Consider the following 18,893-nt stretch of genomic DNA (forward strand, 5'->3'; position numbering starts at 1 on the left):
CCTCTCCCGGTCACTGTCTCCCGTTTTCGACCTCCACCCCTCGGCGGGCCTCGGCGTGGTGGCAGGCGACCTGGGCCTCGGCCGAGGAGGGCAGGACGGGCAGCGGCCGTGACGCGCACAACCCGTCGACCCCCGCCTCGGCCGCCGCGCCCGAGGCGAGGACCTGGCAACGCGGATGGAAGCGGCAGCCCGGCGGGACGCGGGTCGGGTCCGGTGGCTCGCCGCCCAGCACCACGGGTGACGGCGACTCCGGCAGGACCGAGAGCAACGCCTGGGTGTACGGGTGCGACGGCGCGGTGAGGATCGTTTCCACGGGTCCGGCCTCGACGATCCTGCCGAGATACATCACCGCGACGCGGTCGGCGATGTTCCAGGCGAGCCCGAGATCGTGGGTGACGACCAGCGCCGACAGGCCGAACTCGTCGCGGAGGCGGAGCAGCAGGGCGAGAATCTCGCCGCGTACCGACGCGTCCAGCGAGGCCACCGGCTCGTCGGCGACCAGCACCCTGGGCTCCAGCGCGAGGGCTCCCGCGATGACGACGCGCTGGCGCTGGCCGCCGGACAGCTCGTGCGGGTAGCGGCCGAAGAACCGCTCGGGAGGCCGCAGCCCGGCGCGTGACAGCGCGGAGGCGACCCGGTCCGCCTCCGCAGGCAGCCGGTGGATGCGCGGCCCCTCGGCCACCGCCTCGTAGACGGTGTGCCGGGGGTTGAGCGATCCCGTGGGGTCCTGGAGCACGAGTTGCACCTCGCGCCGATGGGCCCGCAGCGCGCGTGAGGAGTAGGCCAGCGGTGCCCCGCCGTACCGGACCGACCCCGAGGCGGGCCGCTCCAGGCCGAGCAGGGTGCGAGCCAGCGTCGTCTTGCCGCAACCGGACTCGCCGACCAGCGCGACGATCTCCCCCTCGCCCACGGCGAGGTTCACCCCGTCCACCGCGCGGGCGCGGCGCCCGCGCGAGGCGAACTCCACGCGCAGGTCCCGCGCTTCGAGCAGGGTCATCGGGCCTCCTCGGGGACGCCGTGGACACACGCGTCGCGCGGGATCATCGGGCCTCCTCGGGAACACAGGACGCGGACGACGAACTCCGCGCTCCGCGTTTCCGGCGGGGTCATCGGACCTCCTCGGGGACGTGGACGCACGCGGCGGTGTGCGGCACCTCGGCGCCACCCGGCCCGGTACGGCCCACGACCCTGAGCTCGACCGGCTCCGACGCGCACGAGACGAGCGAGACCGGGCAGCGGGGATGGAAGGAGCAGCCCGCGGGCAGGTGGGCCGGGTCGGGCGGGTCACCGCCCAATCCTCTCGGCGCCATCCTGGAGGCCGGGTCGCCGACGGTGGGGAACGCCTCGGCCAGCGCGTGGCCGTAGGGGTGCCTCGCGTCCAGGAAGACCTCGCGTGAGGGACCGGACTCGACCACGCGGCCCGCGTACATCACCGCCAGCCGGTCGCACGTCGCGGCGAGGACCGAGAGGTCGTGAGAGATCATGATGAGGCCGATCCCGTGTTCGGCGATGAGCGAGCGGATGAGCGAGAGCACCTGCGCCTGGATCATCACGTCCAGCGCGGTGGTCGGCTCGTCGGCGATGATCAGGCGTGGGGAGCAGGCGAGCGCCATGGCGATCATCACGCGCTGGCGCTGCCCGCCGGACAGCTCGTGCGGGTAGCCGCGCGCCCGCCAGGCGGGCAGGCCGACCTGCTCCAGCAGCTCCGCCGTCCTGCGCCGCGCCGCCGCGCCGGTCGCCATGCCGTGCACCCGCAGCGGCTCGGCGATCTGGTCGCCGATCCTGCGCACCGGGTTCAGGGCGTGCTGTGCCCCCTGGAAGACCAGGGAGGCCGACGCCCACCGGACCGCGCGCAGCCGCCCCCAGCTCATCGTGAGCACGTCCTCGCCGTCCAGCAGGATCTCCCCGGACACCAGCGCGTTCTTCGGCAGCAGCCGCAGCAGCGACATGGCGAGCGTCGACTTGCCAGAACCCGACTCCCCCGCCACGCCGAGGGCCTCGCCCTCCGCCAGTCCGAGTGATACCCCGCGCACCGCGGGGACGTCCCCGGTCGCGCTCCGGTAGGTCACCGCCACGTCGCGCAGTTCGAGCAGGCTCACGAGACCTCCGGAGACCATCGGTCGAGTACGGTCACGAGACCCCCCGAAGACGTGGGTTGAGTACGGTCTCCAGAGCGCGCCCGCAGAGGGTGAACGCCAGGACGACCAGGATGATGCACAGACCCGGCGGCAGCACGTACCACCAGGCGCCCGAGGTGGCCGCGCCCCAGTCGTAGGAGGCGCGCAGCATGCCGCCCCACGACACCTGGCCGGAGTCGGCGCCGAGGAAGGCGAGGGTGGACTCGGTGACGATCGCGCCGGCGACCGTGAGGGTGGTGTTCGCCAGGACCAGCGGGGCGACGTTCGGCAGCACGTGCCGGGTCATCACGTGCCAGTGCCCGGCGCCCAGCGCCCTGGACCTCTCGATGTAGGGCCTCGCCTCGACCGCGAGCGTCTGCGCCCGGATCAGCCTCGCCGTGGAGGCCCACGAGGTCACCCCGATCGCCAGGATGATCGTGGAGGTGCCGCCGCCGAGTACTGCCGCGAGCACCAGGGCGAGGACCAGGGCGGGCAGCACCAGGAACCAGTCGGTGACGCGCATCAGCACCGCGGAGACCCAGCCGCGGAAGTGCCCGGAGGCGATGCCGAAGACCGTACCGATCACCATGCTGAGCAGCGCGGACATGAACCCGATGAGCAGCGAGACCCGCGCGCCCCACAGGAGCATGAGCAGGACCGAGCGACCGGACTCGTCGGTGCCGAGCGGGAAGCCGGCGCTCGGCGGAGCCATCTTGGCGCCCGTCGCCCTGGTCACGTCCAGGCCGGACGGGTCGGTGACCAGCGGCGTGACGAGGGCCGCCAGGACGGCGACCAGCAGGATCGCCGCGCCGTACAACCCGGCCCTGTCGCGGCCGTACGCGCGGCGGAACCGCGCGAACGCGGCGCGACGGCGCGCCCTGGCGATCGCGCGCGGAGTCGCGGAGTCGTCATCGGCGGTTCGCGACGTCATGGCGACTCCATCGGCGGTTACCGGTGAGGCCGCCTCGCCTGCCCGCCTGCCTCTCGTGTCCCTCGTGTCCTCCTTTTTCGTGCTCACGCCGACCTCACCCTCGGATCCAGGACGTGGTAGACCACGTCGGCCAGCGTGTTCATGACGATCACCGCGACGCAGACGAGCATGAAGGTCCCCTGCATGACCGCGTAGTCGGGTCCCCTGATCGCCTCGACGAACAGCAGGCCGAGACCCGGCCAGGAGTAGACGAACTCCACCGAGACCGCGCCGCCGACCACGAAACCGATCTGCATGAACACCAGGGTCACCGTCGGCAGCAGCGCGTTCGGCACCGCGTGGCGCCGCCGCACGTCGTCGTCGCGCAACCCCTTGGCGCGGGCGGTGGTCACGTAGTCCTGGCCGATCTCGTCCAGCAACGAGGAGCGCATGACCAGCAGGTACTGCGCGTAGACGACGGCGACCAGGGTGAGGCACGGCAGCACCAGGTGATGGGCGACGTGCAGGAGGTAGAGCGGCCCGTCGGGCGCGTCGACGTCCCGCATGCCCCGGGTGGGGAACAGGCCGGGTATCGGGCCCGCCCCCGCGGCGAGGACCATGAGCAGCAGCAGCCCCAGCCAGAAGGTCGGCACCGACCACAGGGTGAGCGCGGTTCCCGTGGAGAGGCGGTCGAACCGGCCCCCGTGCCGCCAGGCGGCCCTCGTGCCCTGCCACATGCCGAGGCCGACCGCGACGGCGAGCCCGGTGCCCACCAGCAGCAGTGTGGGCCCCACCCGCTCGCCGATGAGTTCGGCGACCGGCCTGCGGTACTCGTACGAGGTGCCGAGGTCCAGCCGCAGGGTTCGCAGCACGAAGTCCAGGAACTGCTCGCCCAGCGGCCGATCCAGGCCCATCTGCCGTCTGAGCAGGGCGAGCTGGTCGGGGGTGACGGGCACGTCGCGGGTGTAGGCGATGGTCGGGTCGCCGGGGATCAGGCGGAACAGGAAGAACGTCGCGACGATCACCAGCCCGATGCCGAGCAGCGCCCCGCCGAGCTTGCCCAGCGCGTAGCGGACCACGGCCCGGCGGGCACCGCCCTCCTCGGTGCCGTCTCTCATCTCCCGCGGTGTTGTGAGCATCGGCCGCTACTCGCGGTCGTCGACGGAGGCGCGGCGGCGCCGCAGGAGGAAAGCTCCGGCGCCGAGAGCCAGTACAACGGCCGCCGCGACGGCCACCACGGTGCCGGTTCCCGAACCGCTCCCGGCCGGGGCGGCGTCGCGCTCCACCGCACGCAGCGAGTAGACCGGCCAGTAGCTGCTCCCGCCGTACAGGATTCCCCTGTCCTCGGGGATCGGGGTGATGGCGGCGATCCGGTCCTTGCGGTAGCCCTCCAGGTTGTTGGGATAGTAGAGCGCGACGACGGGGGCCTCGGTGTAGAGCCGCTCCTGCATCCGCTTGATCAGCTCGACCCTGGCGGCCCGATCGAGTTCGGCCAGCTGGGCCTGGTAGAGCCGCTCGTACTCCTTGTCACAGAAGAACGACTCGGTGCCGCCGCCCTGGCCGCTCGCGGTGGGCCTGCGGCTGCACAGGTGGGTGGCGAGGATCTCCTCCGGGTCCGGGTTGACCGACCAGCCGCTGATCGCGATGTCGTAGAGGGCCGTGCTGCCCGTCTCCTCGGTGAACTTGTTGGAGTCGAGCTTGCGGGTGGTGACCTGAATGCCGATGTCCTTCAGCCAGCCGGTGAGGAACTGGGCGATCTTGTCCTCGACGGGTTCGTCGGTGTGGATGCTGAAGCGCATCTCCAGCCTGCGTCCGCCGTCGGGCATGGTGCGGATGCCGTCCGCGCCCTTGGTGTAGCCGGCTTCGTCGAGGATGCGGTTGGCCTCCGCCAGGTCGAAGGCGACGGCCGTCTCGCCCTCGGCCTTCCAGAAGAACTCCTGGTACATCGGCGGGACGATCGAACCGTCCGCCGGTACGGCGAGACCGTTCTGTGCCTGCTCGACGAGGGTCTTCTTGTCGATCGCGTGGTGGATGGCCCGGCGCACCCTGACGTCCTTCAGCGCGGGGTGCCCGTCGCCGATCGGCTCGCCGTCGGCCGTCGCGGCGCCCGGGTTGAACTGCAGGTAGGCGGCCCGGCGACCCTGGGTGTTCCACTGCGTGATGTTCGCGTCGTTCGCGAGGGCCTGGAACTGCGGGCCCTGCAGGCGGCCGATCCAGTCGATGTCGCCCTTCTTCAGACCGGCGATCGCCGCCTCGGGATTCTCGTAGAAGACGACGTGCAGCTCGTCGATGCCGGGAGCCCCGCGCCAGTACGACGGGTTGGCCTTGAGCCTCACATAGGCGTTCTTCCTGTGCTCGACGGCGATGTAGGGGCCGCTGCCGACGGCGGGGTAGGTCTCGTTCTCGTAGGTGCCGATGTCGGGGACGCTCTCCCAGACGTGCTTGGGCATGATCGGGATCGGCAGCTCCAGCATCGATGCCTGAGGCTTTTTGGTGGTGATGACCAAGGTCCGGTCGTCGGACGCGGTCACGGTGTCGAAGTTCTCCACGGCGGGGCCGTTGGCCGTCTTGGCCCCGTCATCCGTCATGATCTTGTTGAAGGTCCACGCGGCGTCCTGGGCGGTGACGGGCCTGCCGTCCGACCAGGTGGCTCCGGCTCGCATGGTGAAGGTCCAGGTCAGCTTGTCCGGTGAGGTCTCCCACGACTCGGCGAGGTCCGGGCTGGGCTTCAGGGTCTTGGAGTCGGGCACCGTGAGGAAGCCGTACATCCAGCGGTGAATCGACGTGGAGACCACCCGGACCGCCAGGAACGGGTTCATCGAGTCCACGCTCTGCGTCGCGCCCAGCCGGACGATCCTCTTCTGCTGCTGTGGCTGCGACTGCGACGCCCCCGCGGCGGAGAGCGTGAGGGGCTGGGGAGAGGGCGGGCGTTCAGGAAGTGGGGGGAAGTGCCTTGGAGACGACGGGAGGTGTTCCGGGGGTTCCGGGGGTGAGGCGTGCGCCATGGGAAGTGCCGTTGTCGAGAGTGCCATTGACAGTCCCAGGCTCAGCGCCGCCAGGCGCGCACCCCTTCTGAGCATGCCGTACCCACCTCCGGATCGCTGACTCCCTGACAACGAAGGCACACCATACAAACAGTGCGTGTCAACGGGCGGTGGAAGATTGTTTCACTCTCGTTTTATTTGGCGACATTATTTTTCAGATTCTCTGGGACGAATGCCGACAAAAGGGATTTTTATTCGAGAAAAGGGCGGCCGATGCGCTGCACCGACCGGCTGGTATGGACGAGGTCGGCGGGGTGCGGCATGCTGCGGAACATGACTCTGTTCTCGGTGGAAGGCAAGACGGTCGTCGTCACCGGCGGATCCCGGGGAATCGGCCGGATGATCGCGTCCGGGTTCGTCGACGCGGGGGCCACGGTCTACATCTCCTCACGCAAGGCGGCCGAGGTCGGCAAGACGGCCGCCGAGCTGGGGTGCACCGCGATACCCGCCGACCTGTCCACCCAGGAGGGGGTGTCCACGCTGTTCGAGGCGGTCGCGGAGCGGGAGACCCGGCTCGACGTGCTGGTCAACAACGCCGGGGCGACCTGGGGAGCGCCACTGGAGGAGTATCCCGAGCATGCCTTCGACAAGCTCTGGGGGATCAACGTCAAGGGCGTTTTCCACCTCACCCAGCGGTTCCTGCCGCTGCTGCGCGCCGCCGCGAGCCCGGAGGACCCGGCGAGGGTCATCAACATCGGCTCAGTGGACGGTCTCCGGGTGCCGGCGATGGAGAACTACGCCTACTCTGCGGCGAAGGCGGCCGTGCACATGCTCACCCGGCACCTGGCCCAGCGGCTCGCGGGAGAGTCGATCACGGTCAACGCGATCGCTCCCGGGCCGTTCGAGTCGAAGATGATGGCCTTCGCACTCGACGACCCGGCGATGCGCGCGGCCGTCGCCTCGCACGTCCCGCTGGGCAGGATCGGCAGCCCGGAGGACATGGCCGGCACCGCGATCTTCCTGTCCTCACGCGCCGGCGCCTACCTCACCGGGACCGTGATCCCCGTCGACGGCGGCATCTCCGGCTGCGCGTAGTTTTTTCAGATCGCCTTGGCCAGGGCGGTCGCCAGGTTCGCGGCGGCGTCGGGCGCGTAGCACAGGAACAGGTAGGGCTCGGCGAGCTCGATCTCGATGAGCGCCGGGCTGCCGTCGGCCAGCCGGACCAGGTCCACCCGGGCGTAGAGCAGTTCGGGAAACTCGCCGAGCACCTGCTCGGCGAGCGCGAACTGGTCGGGGTCCGGGGTGCGGAGCTCCCCGTGGCCGTCGCCCTGTCCCGGCCTGGTTGCGTTCTCGGTCAGCATCGGGCTGCGCCGGACGGCGTGGCTGAACCGGCCGCCGAAGTAGAGCAGCGAGGTCTCCCCCTCGCCCTCGACCATGTCCAGGTACGGCTGGATCATCGCGGTCCGGCCGTTGGCGGCCAGCTTGGCCGCGTGCTCCTCGGCCAGTGCGCGGTCCGTGGTCCTGATCGTGTCGCGGGCTCCGGCCGAGACCGACGGCTTGACCACGTACTCGTCGAGGTACGGGAGGTCCGTGGCCTCGCCGGGCGCGACCCAGGAGGTGGGGATGATCGGCGCCTTCAGGTCTTTCAGATAGACCTTGTCGGTGTTGCGTTCCAGCACGGCGGCCGGGTTGAGCAGCCGGGTGACGGACTCCACGTGGCGCGCCCAGTCGAGGAATTCCGCCCGCCTCGTCACGTAGTCCCAGGCGGTGCGGACCACGACGGCGTCGAACGCGGCCCAGTCGACCTCGGGGTCGTCCCAGCGCACGATGTGACCGGTGATCCCCTGGTCGGCCCACGCGGCGACGGCGATTCCCTTCTCGTCATCGATCTTGTCCGGATCCGTGAAGGTCACGTACGCCGCGGAAGCAGGCATGGGGCATCCTCTTATGTCAGCATCAATTGGACATAAGGCACCTTACCTATGGCCGTGTTGTCGGCTGCGGGCCGGTCTGGGTCGTGTTCTTGGGGTGGCGGGTGGGTTGGGTGTGCGCTGCGACTGTTTCCGGCTGATCCGAGGTGCGCGCTCCGGTGGGCGGGTGCTCCGGCCGGCCGTCTCAGTTGCTCCCCGGCGTTTCAGGCCTCCGGCCTGCTCGGGCGCGACGGTTGCGGGCTTTTATACGCCGGCCGGAACACCCACCCACCTCCGCGCTCCCCTACCCCGCCGTACCGCGTGCGGACCGTAGTCGCTCACTCTCCGGCCGCCCAGCGCGCTCTCCGATGCTGAAGCCCTCACGACGGGACCGCTCAGGGTCGACCGCCGTAGCTGACGCGTATCTCACGCACCACTTCAGGGTCGATGTCGTCGGAGCAGGCGAAAGACGCCGACCGGGCCGGCCCTCTGCGAAATTCTGGTTACGCTGCGGGCTACGCGCCGTTTTTCAGGTCGGTCACGAATGCCGCCCAGGTGTTACGGGCGAAGACGAGCTTGGGACCCGAGGGGTCCTTGGAGTCCCGAACGGCAACGGCATCACCCAGGTCCGCGACTTCGACGCAGTCTCCGTTGGCTCCGCTGAACGTGCTCTTCCGCCACGTGGCTTTGGTCAGGTCTACCGGGTCGGACATCACATGGCCCTTCCGCTCGACACTCACACCAGATTGTTTGATGCGTTCATCAGCATAACCGCCGTATCCGCCGGACTGAGTGCCGCTGCTCTGAGGTAGTCGAACACCGCGACGTAGCGCCGAACGTCAGCGCTGTCCTCCAGGTACAGACCGCTGGACATGTTCTCCAGATAAATAACATCCAGGTCGCTCTGGGCAGGAAAGCCCACGATGCTGAATGATCCCGTCATCGCTGGATGCGCTCCAGCCCGGTAGGGGAGGATCTGGACCATGACATTGGGCCACTGACTGACCTCGGCGAGGTGCTTAAGCTGGTTGACGGTAATCTCGGCCGTTCCCACGCGCTGACGCACCACCCCTTCACCGATGACGGCTGACAATTCCAGTGGACTGTCATCCGCGAGCCGCTTCTGACGCTCCATCCGTACGGAGACTCGGCGTTCGATCTCTTCCGGTGTGTCACCAAGGCGTCCGGCCGCGATCAGTGTTCGCGCGTAGTCTGCGGTCTGCAACAGACCTGGCACCAGCGTCTGCTGGTATGTCCTGGTAGAGATCGCCTCGGCTTCGAGGCCGATGAGCGTCGCGTACTCGCCAGGCAGCACGTCCCCGTAGTTCTGCCACCACCCTCGTTGCCGTGCCTCCCTGGACAGGGCCATCAGCGGCTCCCTGTCGGCCTCGGGGACCTCGTACATGTCGAGGAACGCACGCAAATCTCGTGGCCGGATGCCCCTGCGGCCCGTCTCGATCCGACTGACCGAGGCCGCCGTCAGATCCATGCGCTCGGCCACCTCCTGCATGGACAGGCCGCGTTCGACGCGCAACCGGCGCAACTCCGACGCCAGGCGACGCCTGCGGACGGTGGGACTCGTGTCGGCAGCCATGACCGCACCTTCCTGAAGGTCTTACGTCCGAAAACTATCTTTGGAAACTTCCTTAGGTAACTACCAAGAACATACGACCCGAGGTAGCTTATCGGAGTGTAATCGAACGACTACAGAAGCGGTGGGGTGATGGAGATACCGGCGCGAGAGCGTGATTCGCAGCAAGTGCAGTACATCCACCTCGTGCGGCTCGGCTGGGGTCTGCGAGGGCTTGGGGTGTCCACCTCGCTGGTCGTCCCCGTCGCCGGGGCGCCGGTGCTGGAGATCATGTCTCCTGGCGGGGTGCGGGTCCGGATCCAGGTCGTCCGCCGCGCCTGCGGCTGGGTCTTCGTCTGGCGGCCCTGGTGGTCGAGGATCTGGCGACGCGACTGGATCTGGGCCGAGGCCGACAACGCGGCCGACATGGTCGCGTCGGCGGTGGCCGCGTGAGCGCGCCGGAACAGGACGTCTCCGGCGCGGCGGATACGGCGGCCGGGCGTTGGGACGGGCTTCGGATCGTGGGGCGGCGGGACTTTCCCGGCATCGCGCAGTCAGCGGGGGCGGCTCGTAGGTGGGCTTTGGAGCTTCTAGAGGGCCACGCGTCCGCTGAAAGACTGGAAACGCTCGAACTGCTGATCAGCGAGGTCGTCACCAACGCCGTCCTGCACAGCGACTCGGCCAGGCCCGGCGGCCTGGTGACGGTCAGGGTGGGGGTGGGCGACGACCTGATCCACATCGAGGTGATCGACGACGGCTCGGCGACCAGCGTGCCCGTGATCCGGACGACCGACGACGACAGCCTCAGCGGGCGCGGCCTGAGCTGGGTGGACCGCCTGGCCTGCGCCTGGGGCACCGATCGCGACGACGAAGTAGGCGGTGCCGTCTGGTTCAGGCTCGGGCACAGCCTCTCTGGTCAGGACACACCTCCTTCTCCTCACGGTGAAGGCGGTCTGCGGTTCCCCCTGTAGTCCGGCAGGCGATGCGCCGTCAGGCCCGGCGTTCGTGCCCCTTGTGAAGTGCGCAAGGGGCACGTCTTGCGGGGGCGCCGACTACGGTCCCTGGCCGGGCTAACCTGCAGGCGATGTATGTCCTCCGAATCGGCCTGACCCTGGAGAGCCGGTTTCGGTAACCACCCGAATCACGGATTGGCCCGAGCTCAGGCGCCGGCGCCGCCGTCCACCGGCACGATCGCGCCGGTCACCATCGAGGCCCGGTCGCTGAGCAGCCACGCCGCCACCTCGGCGACCTCGCGAGGCTCGGCCATCCGGCCGAGCGGGATGCTCGCGTTGATGCGCTCGACGACACCCGGGGACACCGCCTCCCACTCGTCGATCATCTGCGTCGCGGTGCCGCCGGGGGTGATGCCGTTCACGCGGACCCCCTGCCGTCCCCAGGTCACGGCGGCGGTCTCGGTGATGCTGTTGAGCGCGCGCTTCATCGCGCCGTACGCGGGGAGCTCCGGGTTCGCGCGGCGGCTGCCGATGCTCGAGGTGTTGACGATCGCCCCGCCACCGCCCCGGCGCATGAGCGTGGCCTCGGCTGTCATCGCGGTCCAGTGCGCGCGGAAGTTCACCGCGAACTGCTCCTCGATGTCCTCGTCGCTCGTCGTGTCGAGCGGTCCGGGCTGCTGGATCGCCGCGCCGTTGTTGAACGCGCCGTCGAGCCGGCCGTGCAGCTTCTCGACGTGGTCGACCGCCGCGCGGATGCTCTCCCGGTCGGCGAGGTCCACTGTCACGGCGTCCGCCACGCCGCCGTCGGCGCGGACCTCGGTGACGATCTGCTGGAGGGCATCGGTGCTGCGGGCGGCGAGCACGACGGCGGCCCCCTCGGAGGCGAAGAGCCGGGCCGCGGCCGCCCCGATGCCGCGGCTGGCGCCGGTGATGAACACGACCTTGCCGGTGAGCAGGCCGATGGGTGCGATGTCGATGGTGTTCGTCATGACGGCAGTGTCAGGTCGGCCACCAGGTCGGATACAGGCACAGGCAGTACCAGGATCGGCCGCCGCGCTGCGTGCAGACTGGGAGTTATGGACAAGCAGGAGCTCGGAGCCTTCCTCCGGAGCCGCCGCGAGCGACTCCAGCCGCGTGACGTCGGCCTGCCCTCGGGCTCGCGACGCCGGACACCGGGTCTTCGCCGCGAGGAGGTTGCGGTCCTCGCGCACATCTCCACGGAGTACTACGTCCGGCTTGAGCAGGGCAGGGCGCCACGCCCGTCCGGCGAGGTCCTCTCCGGGATCGCCGGCGCGCTGAGGCTGACCGACGCCGAGTCCGATCACCTTCACGTCCTGGCGGGCACCGCGCCAAACCGTAGCGGACTGCACCGGCGCGACGTCCGCCCGAGCATCCTCGCGCTCCTCGAACGGCTGCCGCAGACGGCCGCTTTCGTGACATCCGCCGCGTTCGAGGTGCTCGCGTGGAACGACCTCATGGCCGCGCTCATGGAGGACTTCTCCGCACTCGACCCCAAGGACCGTAACCTCGCACGCAAGGCGTTTTTCGGATCGGCGCACGCCGACGCGGCGCTGTACGGGGTCTCCGACGCCACGGAGTTCCGGCACCACGTCGTCATGGGACTTCGATCCGCCCTCGCCCGGTACCCGTCCGACCCCGCGGTGATAGAACTCGTCGACGAGCTCCGCGACGGCAGCCCCGAGTTCGCCCGGCTCTGGGAGCGGCACGACGTGCAGGCCGCGCCGACGCTCACGAAGACCTTCCGTCACCCGGTCGTCGGAGAGATCACCGTCGACTGCGACTCGCTCACGCTCGCCGACCGCGACCAGAACCTCGTGCTCTACAGCGCGCCACCAGGATCGCGTGACGCCGAGATTCTCGCCCTTCTGAATGTATTGGGAGCCGAGAGCTTCAATACGAGCAGATAGCGCAGATAGCTCTGAAAGCCGGAAGTCCGGGCGCTCGTTAGGTGTGCACGGTCGACCTCCTGTCAGCTCTTGGGAGGAGGCGCGGCGTCTGGTCAAGGCTCGCCGATTCCCGCTCGACAAAGGTCGGGTGTCACGGCTCCAGGTGGGTGCGGTCGAGGTGGGCCAGCCGGTCGGGGTCGGAGAGGATGTCGATCGCGGCGATCCTGCCGTCGGAGACGGTGAAGCTCATGACGGAGATCAACCGGTCGTCGATGGTGTTGACCAGGCCTGCGAGGCCGTTGACGAGGACGGGATGAGTGGCGGCGCTGGTGGCCATGCGTTGGAAGGTGGCGAGTTGTCCGGCCACGGCCGCGACGCCGCGGATGACCTTCATGCCGGTGAGCGGGCCGGCGTCGGCGCGAAGCACCACGTCGGGGTCGAGGATGGACACCAGCGCGGTGAAGTCGCCGCCACGTGCGGCGGCGAGGAAGGCGTCCACCACTCGTCGCTGACCGCTCAGGTCGGGGTCGGGCTTCGGGGCCGTGTCACGAACGCGCCGGCGGGCGCGGCTGGCGAGCTTCTTGGCCGTCGCCGGCGTACGGTCCACGATGGGCGCGATCTGCTCGAACGGCAGCCCGAAGACGTCGTGGAGCACGAACGCGAGCCGTTCGGCTGGGGTGAGAGACTCCAGCACGACCAGCAGCGCCAGGCCCACCGAGTCGGCCAGCAGCACTTCCCGTTCAGGGTCGGCGGCATCCGCGCGGCTGATCACCGGGTCGGGCAGGCGCTCCTCCAGCGACTCCTCACGCCGGGACCTGCGGGCTCGGAGCATGTCCAGGCAAACCCGGCCGACCACCGTGGTCAGCCAGCCACCGAGATTGCCGATGTCACCCGAGTCGGAACGCGCCAGCCGCAGCCAAGCCTCTTGGACCGCGTCCTCGGCCTCGCTCAGCGAGCCGAGCATGCGGTAGGCGACCGCCTTCAGATGGGGGCGGTGCACCTGGAACCGGTCGGCCAGAAATTCATGGGGCGTCATGGTCGCGTTCCTCTCGTCTCGGCCACGTCGAATCGCTGACGCGGCGGAGCGGTGAAAGGTGACCGCGAACGTACCCGGTCACCTTCGCCCCGTGCGATCCGTCAGAGCGGCGTTCCACCATTCGAATCCGGAAGGAAAGCCCACTGTGCCCACCACCGAGTCGCGTCTGCCCAACCCCGTCATGCTCGTTCCCGAACTCAAGGACGTCGGCGGCGCCCTGTACAGGGCGACCGGGAACGGCACGGTCCCGCCGACCACCATCGGCCTGGTGCAGCTGCGCGTCGGCCAGATCGTCGGCAGCACATACCTGACCATCCTGCACACCGGGAACCTCCGTGAGGCCGGCGCCACCGAGGAGAGCATCACCGCCGTGGCCTCCTGGCGGGACGCTCTCTGTTTCACCGACGCCGAACGCGTCGCGCTGGAACTGGCCGAATCCGTGCTCACCCCGAACCCGTCGGGCGAGCGCGTCCCCGACGAGCTGTACGCCCGAGCGTCGGAGCAGTATGACGACAGGGCGCTCGCCACGCTCATCATGGCCATCGGCCAGGTCTGCTTCTTCCTCCCCCTGGCCCTCATCGGCAAGCCGCTGCCGGGTGTGTCCGCGGCGGAGCAGTGGAGGCGGTGAGGGTCGGTCCCGCGTCTACCCGGTGCTGAACCCGGTCGTGTGGGACGGATAGGTCGGGGCCGGTGTGTCCGCGGTGGATGAGCCTCCGTCAGCCCCGACTGTCGGCCCCGACCGTCAGCCTACGGTCAGTCCCCGGGAGGCGAGGATCAGGGCGGCCTGGGTGGGGCTGACGATCGCTCCGCGTAGCGATCGGAGCCGGGTGTCGTCGACCTCGCCGAGATCGGCGCCGCGCAGGTCCGTCTTGGTGAAGACCGTCTCGACGGTGCGGGCGCCGATCATGCGGCAGTCCTCGAACACGCTCTTGGTGAAGTCGCAGCCCGACAGGTTGGCGTCGTCGAAGCGGACGCCCCGCAGGTGGAGACCTCGCATCGAGCAGCCGGTGAGGTCGGCCAGCGCCAGGTTGGAGCCGTCGAACCGGTAGCCGGTGCCCCGGCAGGAGGACAGCACCGCGCCGATCATGCGGCAACCGGTGAAGGTGACGTCGGTGAGCAGGGCCAGCTCGAAGCGCGCGCCGGACAGGTCGACGTCGGTGAAGGTCGCGTCGACCAGCTCGGCGTTCGTGAACCTGAGCCCCGCTCCCCCGCCGCCGGAGAAGCGGGCCCCGTCCAGGTCCGCGCGGCGGAAGTCGGCCCGCTCCAGCACGCACTTCTCGAACGAGGCCTCCACCAGCGACGCCCCGGCGAGGTCCGCGCCGGTGAGATCGCACTCCCTGAACACGTAGGGTCCTTCACCGGTCAGATGATCGCTGAGCGAGAGCCCCGCCAGATCGACCCCGTGGATCTCGCGTTGCTCTGTCAGCAACCGTGCCGCATTCATTCCGCGATTCAAGCAGGCCGCACCGACAGAATTCTCACCCCCTGCTCCGGGAGACCACAGGGCCTTCCGGAGACTCCGGAAGGCCCTGTGGTCCAAGAGGTCCCGCGGTCCGCGAGGCCACGGCGCTCCGGGGCGTCACGGTCGGTGGGAGCGCTCCCGCTCAGGCCGTGCCCTGATCCCCGGCGAGGAGTTCGGCGGCGGCCTGGCCGCAGACGCGGGAGGCGCCGTGGGTGGCTATGTGGACTGCGCCGAGGTCGGAGCGGCCCGGCAGTCCCATCTCGACCACGACCGCGTCGGCGCGGGCGGCCAGCAGGTGCAGGAGCGCGTCGGCCTGCCAGGGGTGACGGTGGGCGTCGCGGACGACGACGACGAGGGGGCGCTCGGCCGCCGCGGCGAGTGCGGCCTCGACGGCGCCTCCGGTGGCGCCGGAGGCGGTGAGCCGGGTGACCGTGGTGCCGGGGAGGAGCTTGCCGAGCGGCTCCCCGACGCCCCACGGGGTGTCCTTCTCGATGGCGAGGTTCATCTCGGGGGCGAGTTCGACGACGTGCGGCGGTGCGGACAGCGGGATGGGCGCGGTCGCGGAGCGGCGGGTGATCCGCAGGGCTCGCCGGGCGGCGGTCAGACCGATCGACGGGGTTCCGGAGCCCGCCGACGCGCTCCGACGGGTGGCCGTGCTCCAGAGGGCGAGTTCGCAGACGCGCCGGGAGGCGTCGGCGAGCCGCTCCTCGGAGAGCCTGCCCTCGATCACGGCGTCCACGATCGCGTCGCGGATCCCGATCGCGGTCTCCTCGTCGGCGTGCTCGCCACCCACGCAGATCGCGTCGGCACCCGCGGCGACGGCGAGGACCGAGGCGCCGCCGATGCCGTAGGGGCCGGAGACGGCGGCCATCTCGATGCCGTCGGTGACGACGACGCCCTCGAAGCCCAGCTCGACCCTGAGCAGGTCGTGCAGGACCGGGCGGCTGAGGGTGGCGGGCATCGCGGGGTCCAGGGCGGAGACGAGCAGGTGCCCGGTCATGACCGTGCGTACTCCCTGCTCGACGGCGGCGCGGAAGGGCCGCAGCGCCACCTCGCGCAGTTCCTCGGGGGTGGCGGCGACGAGCGGCACGCCGTGGTGGGAGTCGACGGAGGTGTCTCCGTGGCCGGGGAAGTGCTTGGCGCAGGCCGCCACTCCCGCCGACTGCATGCCGCGGATCCAGGCCACGGTGTGTCTGGCGACGAGGTCGGGGTCCGCGCCGAAGGAGCGCAGGCCGATGACCGGGTTGTCGGGGTTGGAGTTCACGTCCGCCGAGGGGGCGAAGTTGAGGTTGACGCCGGCGAGGGCGAGGTCGCGGCCGAGGTCGGCGGCGAGTTCCTCGGTGAGGTCGGTGTCGTCGACCACGCCGAGGGCGAAGTTGCCAGGGCGGGTGCTCCCGCCCGCGGCCTCCAGGCGGGTGACCTCGCCGGACTCCTCGTCGATGCCGACGAGGACCTGGGGGTTCTCCCCTCGCAGTACAGCGGTGAGCTCGGCGACCTGGGAGGGGGTGGCGATGTTCCTGGAGAAGAGCACCACTCCGGCCAGTCCCTCGCCGATCCGGCGTCGGATCCAGTCCGGCGGCGATTTGCCCTCGAACCCGGGAAAGACGACCGTCTCCGCCAGACGGAGCAGCTCTGGGCCGCGCTTCATTCACCCCTCCTCGCCTGACGACCGGTCGGCGTTCCTGCCGGGAACGCGCAGGCACCGCGTTGTCACCGGACCCCCGGGGAAAGCGCTCCCACGGCGGCTCTGCGCAAATCTAATAGGAAAGTTTCCTAATTGCTAGTGGGCTGACCATAGGGCTTCCGCTCAGGATTTTGCGGATCGCGACGATGGACGAGCCGAAGGTCCGCTGATAGGCGGGCGGAGAACGAGAGGTCCCGCGCCCGGCGGGACCCGTCCGGCGACAAATGCGGTGAGCGTTCGGTCGCGGGAGATAACCGGGATGAGCTGGCGCGTTCCGGTGAACAAGCGATTGCGCAAGGGCTCATAATGGGGGCGTGAACACGCGAAAGAACTCCGGCGGCGCGACCACGACCCCGGTCAGGCGCCAGAGCGGGACCAGACGCGCGGCCACATCGGGCCCCGCCTCGGAGCGCCGTGACCATCTCGTCAAACTCGCCGCCGAGCTCTTCGCCCGCAAGGGCTTCCAGGCGACGACCGTCCGGGAGATCGCGGAGGAGGCGGGCATCCTGTCCGGAAGCCTCTATCACCACTTCGACTCCAAGGAGACGATCGTCGACGAGGTGCTCACCACCTTCCTCGACGACCTCGTCGGCCGCTACCGCGCCGCCCTGGACCGCAACGGCGACCCCCGCACGATCCTCTCAGAGATGGTGCGCATCGGGTTCGGCACGCTGGAGCCCCACCGCGCGGCGATCACCGTCATGCAGAACGACTGGAGTTACCTGAGGTCGCTCCCCGGCGACCGCTTCGACTACCTGGTCAGGGCCGAGGAGGAGGTCGAGCGCATGTGGGTCGGGCAGATCAAGCTCGGCCAGGCCGCCGGCCTGCTCCGCGCGGACGTCGACCCCAAGCTCACCTACCGCATGATCCGCGACACCATCTGGGTGACGGTGCGCTGGTTCCGCCCGGGGGGCCGTCTCAACACCGCGGGCCTCGCCGAGCACTACATCACCATCCTGTTCGACGGCCTGGCGACCGGCGAGCGAAGTAGCCAGAACGAATAACGCCCACGGAACCGGCGCGGCGGGCGGCGCGGCCTGTGAGAATCAAGCGTCCGCGAAGCGAACGGGAAGTGGTGGGCAGCGTGGAGATTCTGCAGAAGGCCGTACGAATGGCGCTCACCGACGTGGCCGACCCCGCCAAGGCTCCGGTGATGCAGACCTACATGAGGTCGTCGATGCCGTTCCTCGGCGTGCAGGCCGCGCCCCGCCGCGCCGCGCTGAAGCGGGTCTTCGCCGACTATCCCGTCGACGAGGCGTCCGCGTGGCGAGAGGCGACGCTGACCCTGTGGCGCGGGGCCGAATACCGCGAGGAGCGCTACGCGGCGATCGAGCTGACCGGTTTCCGCCTCTACCGCTCCTTCCAGACGCTCGACGCGCTGCCGATGTACGAGGAGATGATCGTCACCGGAGCCTGGTGGGACTACGTCGACGAGCTCGCCGTCCACCGCGTCGGCGGCCTGCTCGCGGCCTTCCCCGACACCATGCGCCCCCTCATGCTCCGCTGGGCCCGCGGCACCGACCTGTGGAAGCGCCGTACGGCCATCCTCAGCCAGAACCGCTTCAAGTCCGCCACCGACACCGGCCTGCTGTACGCCTGCATCGAGCCGAGCCTGTCCGACAACGACTTCTTCGCCCGCAAGGCGATCGGCTGGGCCCTGCGCGAGTACGCCAAGACCAACCCCGACGAGGTCGTCCGCTACGTCGACCACACCCGCATCAGCGGCCTGAGCCGCCGCGAGGCCCTGAAAAATCTCCCCAACCGATAGACCCGATACGCGCCGTCATGGCTCTCCTGGGAAGACCGCGCCCCATGTCTCCCAAGCCCGAACATGCCTGTTTCACGGCAGAACGACGATGTCGATGATCACTTTCGGTGGACCGCCCCCTGCGGAAAGAGATCGAGCTTCGACACGAGACGTTCACAGAAGTCGATGATCTCAGCGGTCCACGCGGTCGCCTCGTCGAGTTCGGCGCCGGTGACCGCCTCGCTGGGCTGGCCGGAGTATTCGAGGACATTCCTTCTTCGCCGCATGTGATCGAGTCGACGGAGCGAAGCACCTTCCCTGGTCTGCCCGAACTGGGCCGTGACAGCCTCCCTGAGGGCGATGTGGCCACCGGCAGACGTGGCACGCAGGCCCTGGGCTTGCAGGAGCGCCGCTGATGCCTTCCTCGCGGCGTCATAGCAGAGGGTGTAGGCACCGTCGGGATCGGTGTCACGGATCAACTCCACCGATTCGAGATGGCTTCGCGCCGATTCGAGCATCGACTCGGCCATGTGATCGGCCAGCGGAACCCGTTGGAGCTCACGATCGTCGAGAAGCTTGCGGATCGCGGCTTCCCCGATGGTCCACTGCACTG

Annotated in this window: 20 protein-coding genes; 7 read left to right on the forward strand and 13 right to left on the reverse strand. The window is 69.6% G+C overall.

Going from position 1 to position 18,893, the window contains the following annotated elements:
- Positions 1-10 precede the first annotated feature (10 nt).
- From AB0B96_RS14040 to AB0B96_RS14060, 5 genes are all read right to left on the reverse strand, one after another.
- Positions 11-997: an ABC transporter ATP-binding protein gene (locus tag AB0B96_RS14040; RefSeq protein ID WP_362898629.1), complete on the reverse strand. Its 987-nt coding sequence runs from the start codon at positions 995-997 to the stop codon at positions 11-13.
- A gap of 109 nt (positions 998-1,106) precedes the next feature.
- Positions 1,107-2,117 carry an ABC transporter ATP-binding protein gene (locus AB0B96_RS14045; RefSeq protein WP_362898631.1) on the reverse strand — a complete coding sequence of 337 codons (1,011 nt, stop codon included), beginning with the start codon at positions 2,115-2,117 and terminating at the stop codon, positions 1,107-1,109.
- Positions 2,118-2,130: 13 nt separating this feature from the next.
- Entirely contained in the window at positions 2,131-3,048 is a 918-nt protein-coding gene (locus tag AB0B96_RS14050; RefSeq protein WP_362898633.1) for an ABC transporter permease, read from the reverse strand.
- Between the two features lie 83 nt (positions 3,049-3,131).
- Positions 3,132-4,145: an ABC transporter permease gene (locus tag AB0B96_RS14055; protein ID WP_362898635.1), complete on the reverse strand. Its 1,014-nt coding sequence runs from the start codon at positions 4,143-4,145 to the stop codon at positions 3,132-3,134.
- A gap of 27 nt (positions 4,146-4,172) precedes the next feature.
- Entirely contained in the window at positions 4,173-6,107 is a 1,935-nt protein-coding gene (locus tag AB0B96_RS14060; protein ID WP_362898637.1) for an ABC transporter substrate-binding protein, read from the reverse strand.
- A gap of 237 nt (positions 6,108-6,344) precedes the next feature.
- Between AB0B96_RS14060 and AB0B96_RS14065 the strand changes: the two genes are divergently transcribed.
- Positions 6,345-7,106: an SDR family oxidoreductase gene (locus AB0B96_RS14065; protein WP_362898639.1), complete on the forward strand. Its 762-nt coding sequence runs from the start codon at positions 6,345-6,347 to the stop codon at positions 7,104-7,106.
- Between the two features lie 5 nt (positions 7,107-7,111).
- On the opposite strand, the gene AB0B96_RS14070 is transcribed toward AB0B96_RS14065, so the two are convergent.
- From AB0B96_RS14070 to AB0B96_RS14080, 3 genes are all read right to left on the reverse strand, one after another.
- Positions 7,112-7,945 (reverse strand): hypothetical protein, encoded by an 834-nt coding sequence (locus tag AB0B96_RS14070; protein WP_362898641.1) that lies wholly within the window; start codon positions 7,943-7,945, stop codon positions 7,112-7,114.
- 491 nt (positions 7,946-8,436) lie between these two features.
- A complete protein-coding gene (locus AB0B96_RS14075; protein ID WP_362898643.1) occupies positions 8,437-8,634 on the reverse strand; it encodes a DUF397 domain-containing protein in 198 nt (65 codons plus the stop codon).
- Positions 8,635-8,657: 23 nt separating this feature from the next.
- Complete coding sequence (locus tag AB0B96_RS14080) at positions 8,658-9,515, reverse strand: helix-turn-helix transcriptional regulator (RefSeq protein WP_362898645.1); 858 nt, start codon at positions 9,513-9,515, stop codon at positions 8,658-8,660.
- Between the two features lie 165 nt (positions 9,516-9,680).
- On the opposite strand from AB0B96_RS14080, the gene AB0B96_RS14085 reads away from it, so the two are divergent.
- Positions 9,681-9,944 carry a hypothetical protein gene (locus AB0B96_RS14085; RefSeq protein ID WP_362898647.1) on the forward strand — a complete coding sequence of 88 codons (264 nt, stop codon included), beginning with the start codon at positions 9,681-9,683 and terminating at the stop codon, positions 9,942-9,944.
- Complete coding sequence (locus AB0B96_RS14090; RefSeq protein ID WP_362898649.1) at positions 9,941-10,462, forward strand: ATP-binding protein; 522 nt, start codon at positions 9,941-9,943, stop codon at positions 10,460-10,462. The genes AB0B96_RS14085 and AB0B96_RS14090 overlap by 4 nt, the downstream gene beginning before the upstream one ends.
- Positions 10,463-10,650: 188 nt before the next feature.
- Here the strand turns inward: AB0B96_RS14090 and AB0B96_RS14095 are convergent, their stop codons facing one another.
- Positions 10,651-11,433: an SDR family oxidoreductase gene (locus AB0B96_RS14095; protein WP_362898651.1), complete on the reverse strand. Its 783-nt coding sequence runs from the start codon at positions 11,431-11,433 to the stop codon at positions 10,651-10,653.
- Positions 11,434-11,520: 87 nt separating this feature from the next.
- Here AB0B96_RS14095 and AB0B96_RS14100 point away from each other — a divergent pair, with 87 nt between their 5' ends.
- On the forward strand, positions 11,521-12,372 hold the full coding sequence (locus AB0B96_RS14100) for a helix-turn-helix transcriptional regulator (RefSeq protein WP_362898653.1): 852 nt from the start codon (positions 11,521-11,523) through the stop codon (positions 12,370-12,372).
- A gap of 130 nt (positions 12,373-12,502) precedes the next feature.
- On the opposite strand, the gene sigJ is transcribed toward AB0B96_RS14100, so the two are convergent.
- Entirely contained in the window at positions 12,503-13,387 is an 885-nt protein-coding gene (gene sigJ, locus AB0B96_RS14105; RefSeq protein ID WP_362898655.1) for an RNA polymerase sigma factor SigJ, read from the reverse strand.
- A 145-nt stretch (positions 13,388-13,532) separates the two neighbouring features.
- On the opposite strand from sigJ, the gene AB0B96_RS14110 reads away from it, so the two are divergent.
- Positions 13,533-14,015 carry a carboxymuconolactone decarboxylase family protein gene (locus tag AB0B96_RS14110; protein ID WP_362898660.1) on the forward strand — a complete coding sequence of 161 codons (483 nt, stop codon included), beginning with the start codon at positions 13,533-13,535 and terminating at the stop codon, positions 14,013-14,015.
- Between the two features lie 114 nt (positions 14,016-14,129).
- Here AB0B96_RS14110 and AB0B96_RS14115 read toward each other — a convergent pair whose 3' ends face one another.
- Positions 14,130-14,831 carry a pentapeptide repeat-containing protein gene (locus AB0B96_RS14115; protein ID WP_350944759.1) on the reverse strand — a complete coding sequence of 234 codons (702 nt, stop codon included), beginning with the start codon at positions 14,829-14,831 and terminating at the stop codon, positions 14,130-14,132.
- A gap of 160 nt (positions 14,832-14,991) precedes the next feature.
- Positions 14,992-16,497, reverse strand: a complete 1,506-nt coding sequence (locus tag AB0B96_RS14120) for a glycoside hydrolase family 3 N-terminal domain-containing protein (protein ID WP_362898662.1) — start codon at positions 16,495-16,497, stop codon at positions 14,992-14,994.
- 350 nt (positions 16,498-16,847) lie between these two features.
- On the opposite strand from AB0B96_RS14120, the gene AB0B96_RS14125 reads away from it, so the two are divergent.
- Positions 16,848-17,537: a TetR/AcrR family transcriptional regulator gene (locus AB0B96_RS14125; RefSeq protein ID WP_362898664.1), complete on the forward strand. Its 690-nt coding sequence runs from the start codon at positions 16,848-16,850 to the stop codon at positions 17,535-17,537.
- 80 nt (positions 17,538-17,617) lie between these two features.
- Complete coding sequence (locus AB0B96_RS14130) at positions 17,618-18,301, forward strand: DNA alkylation repair protein (protein ID WP_362898666.1); 684 nt, start codon at positions 17,618-17,620, stop codon at positions 18,299-18,301.
- A 98-nt stretch (positions 18,302-18,399) separates the two neighbouring features.
- Here the strand turns inward: AB0B96_RS14130 and AB0B96_RS14135 are convergent, their stop codons facing one another.
- A complete protein-coding gene (locus tag AB0B96_RS14135; protein WP_362898668.1) occupies positions 18,400-18,891 on the reverse strand; it encodes a hypothetical protein in 492 nt (163 codons plus the stop codon).
- Positions 18,892-18,893: the final 2 nt, after the last annotated feature.

The organism is Streptosporangium sp. NPDC049046, assembly GCF_040649155.1.
Taxonomy (GTDB): Bacteria; Actinomycetota; Actinomycetes; order Streptosporangiales; family Streptosporangiaceae; genus Streptosporangium.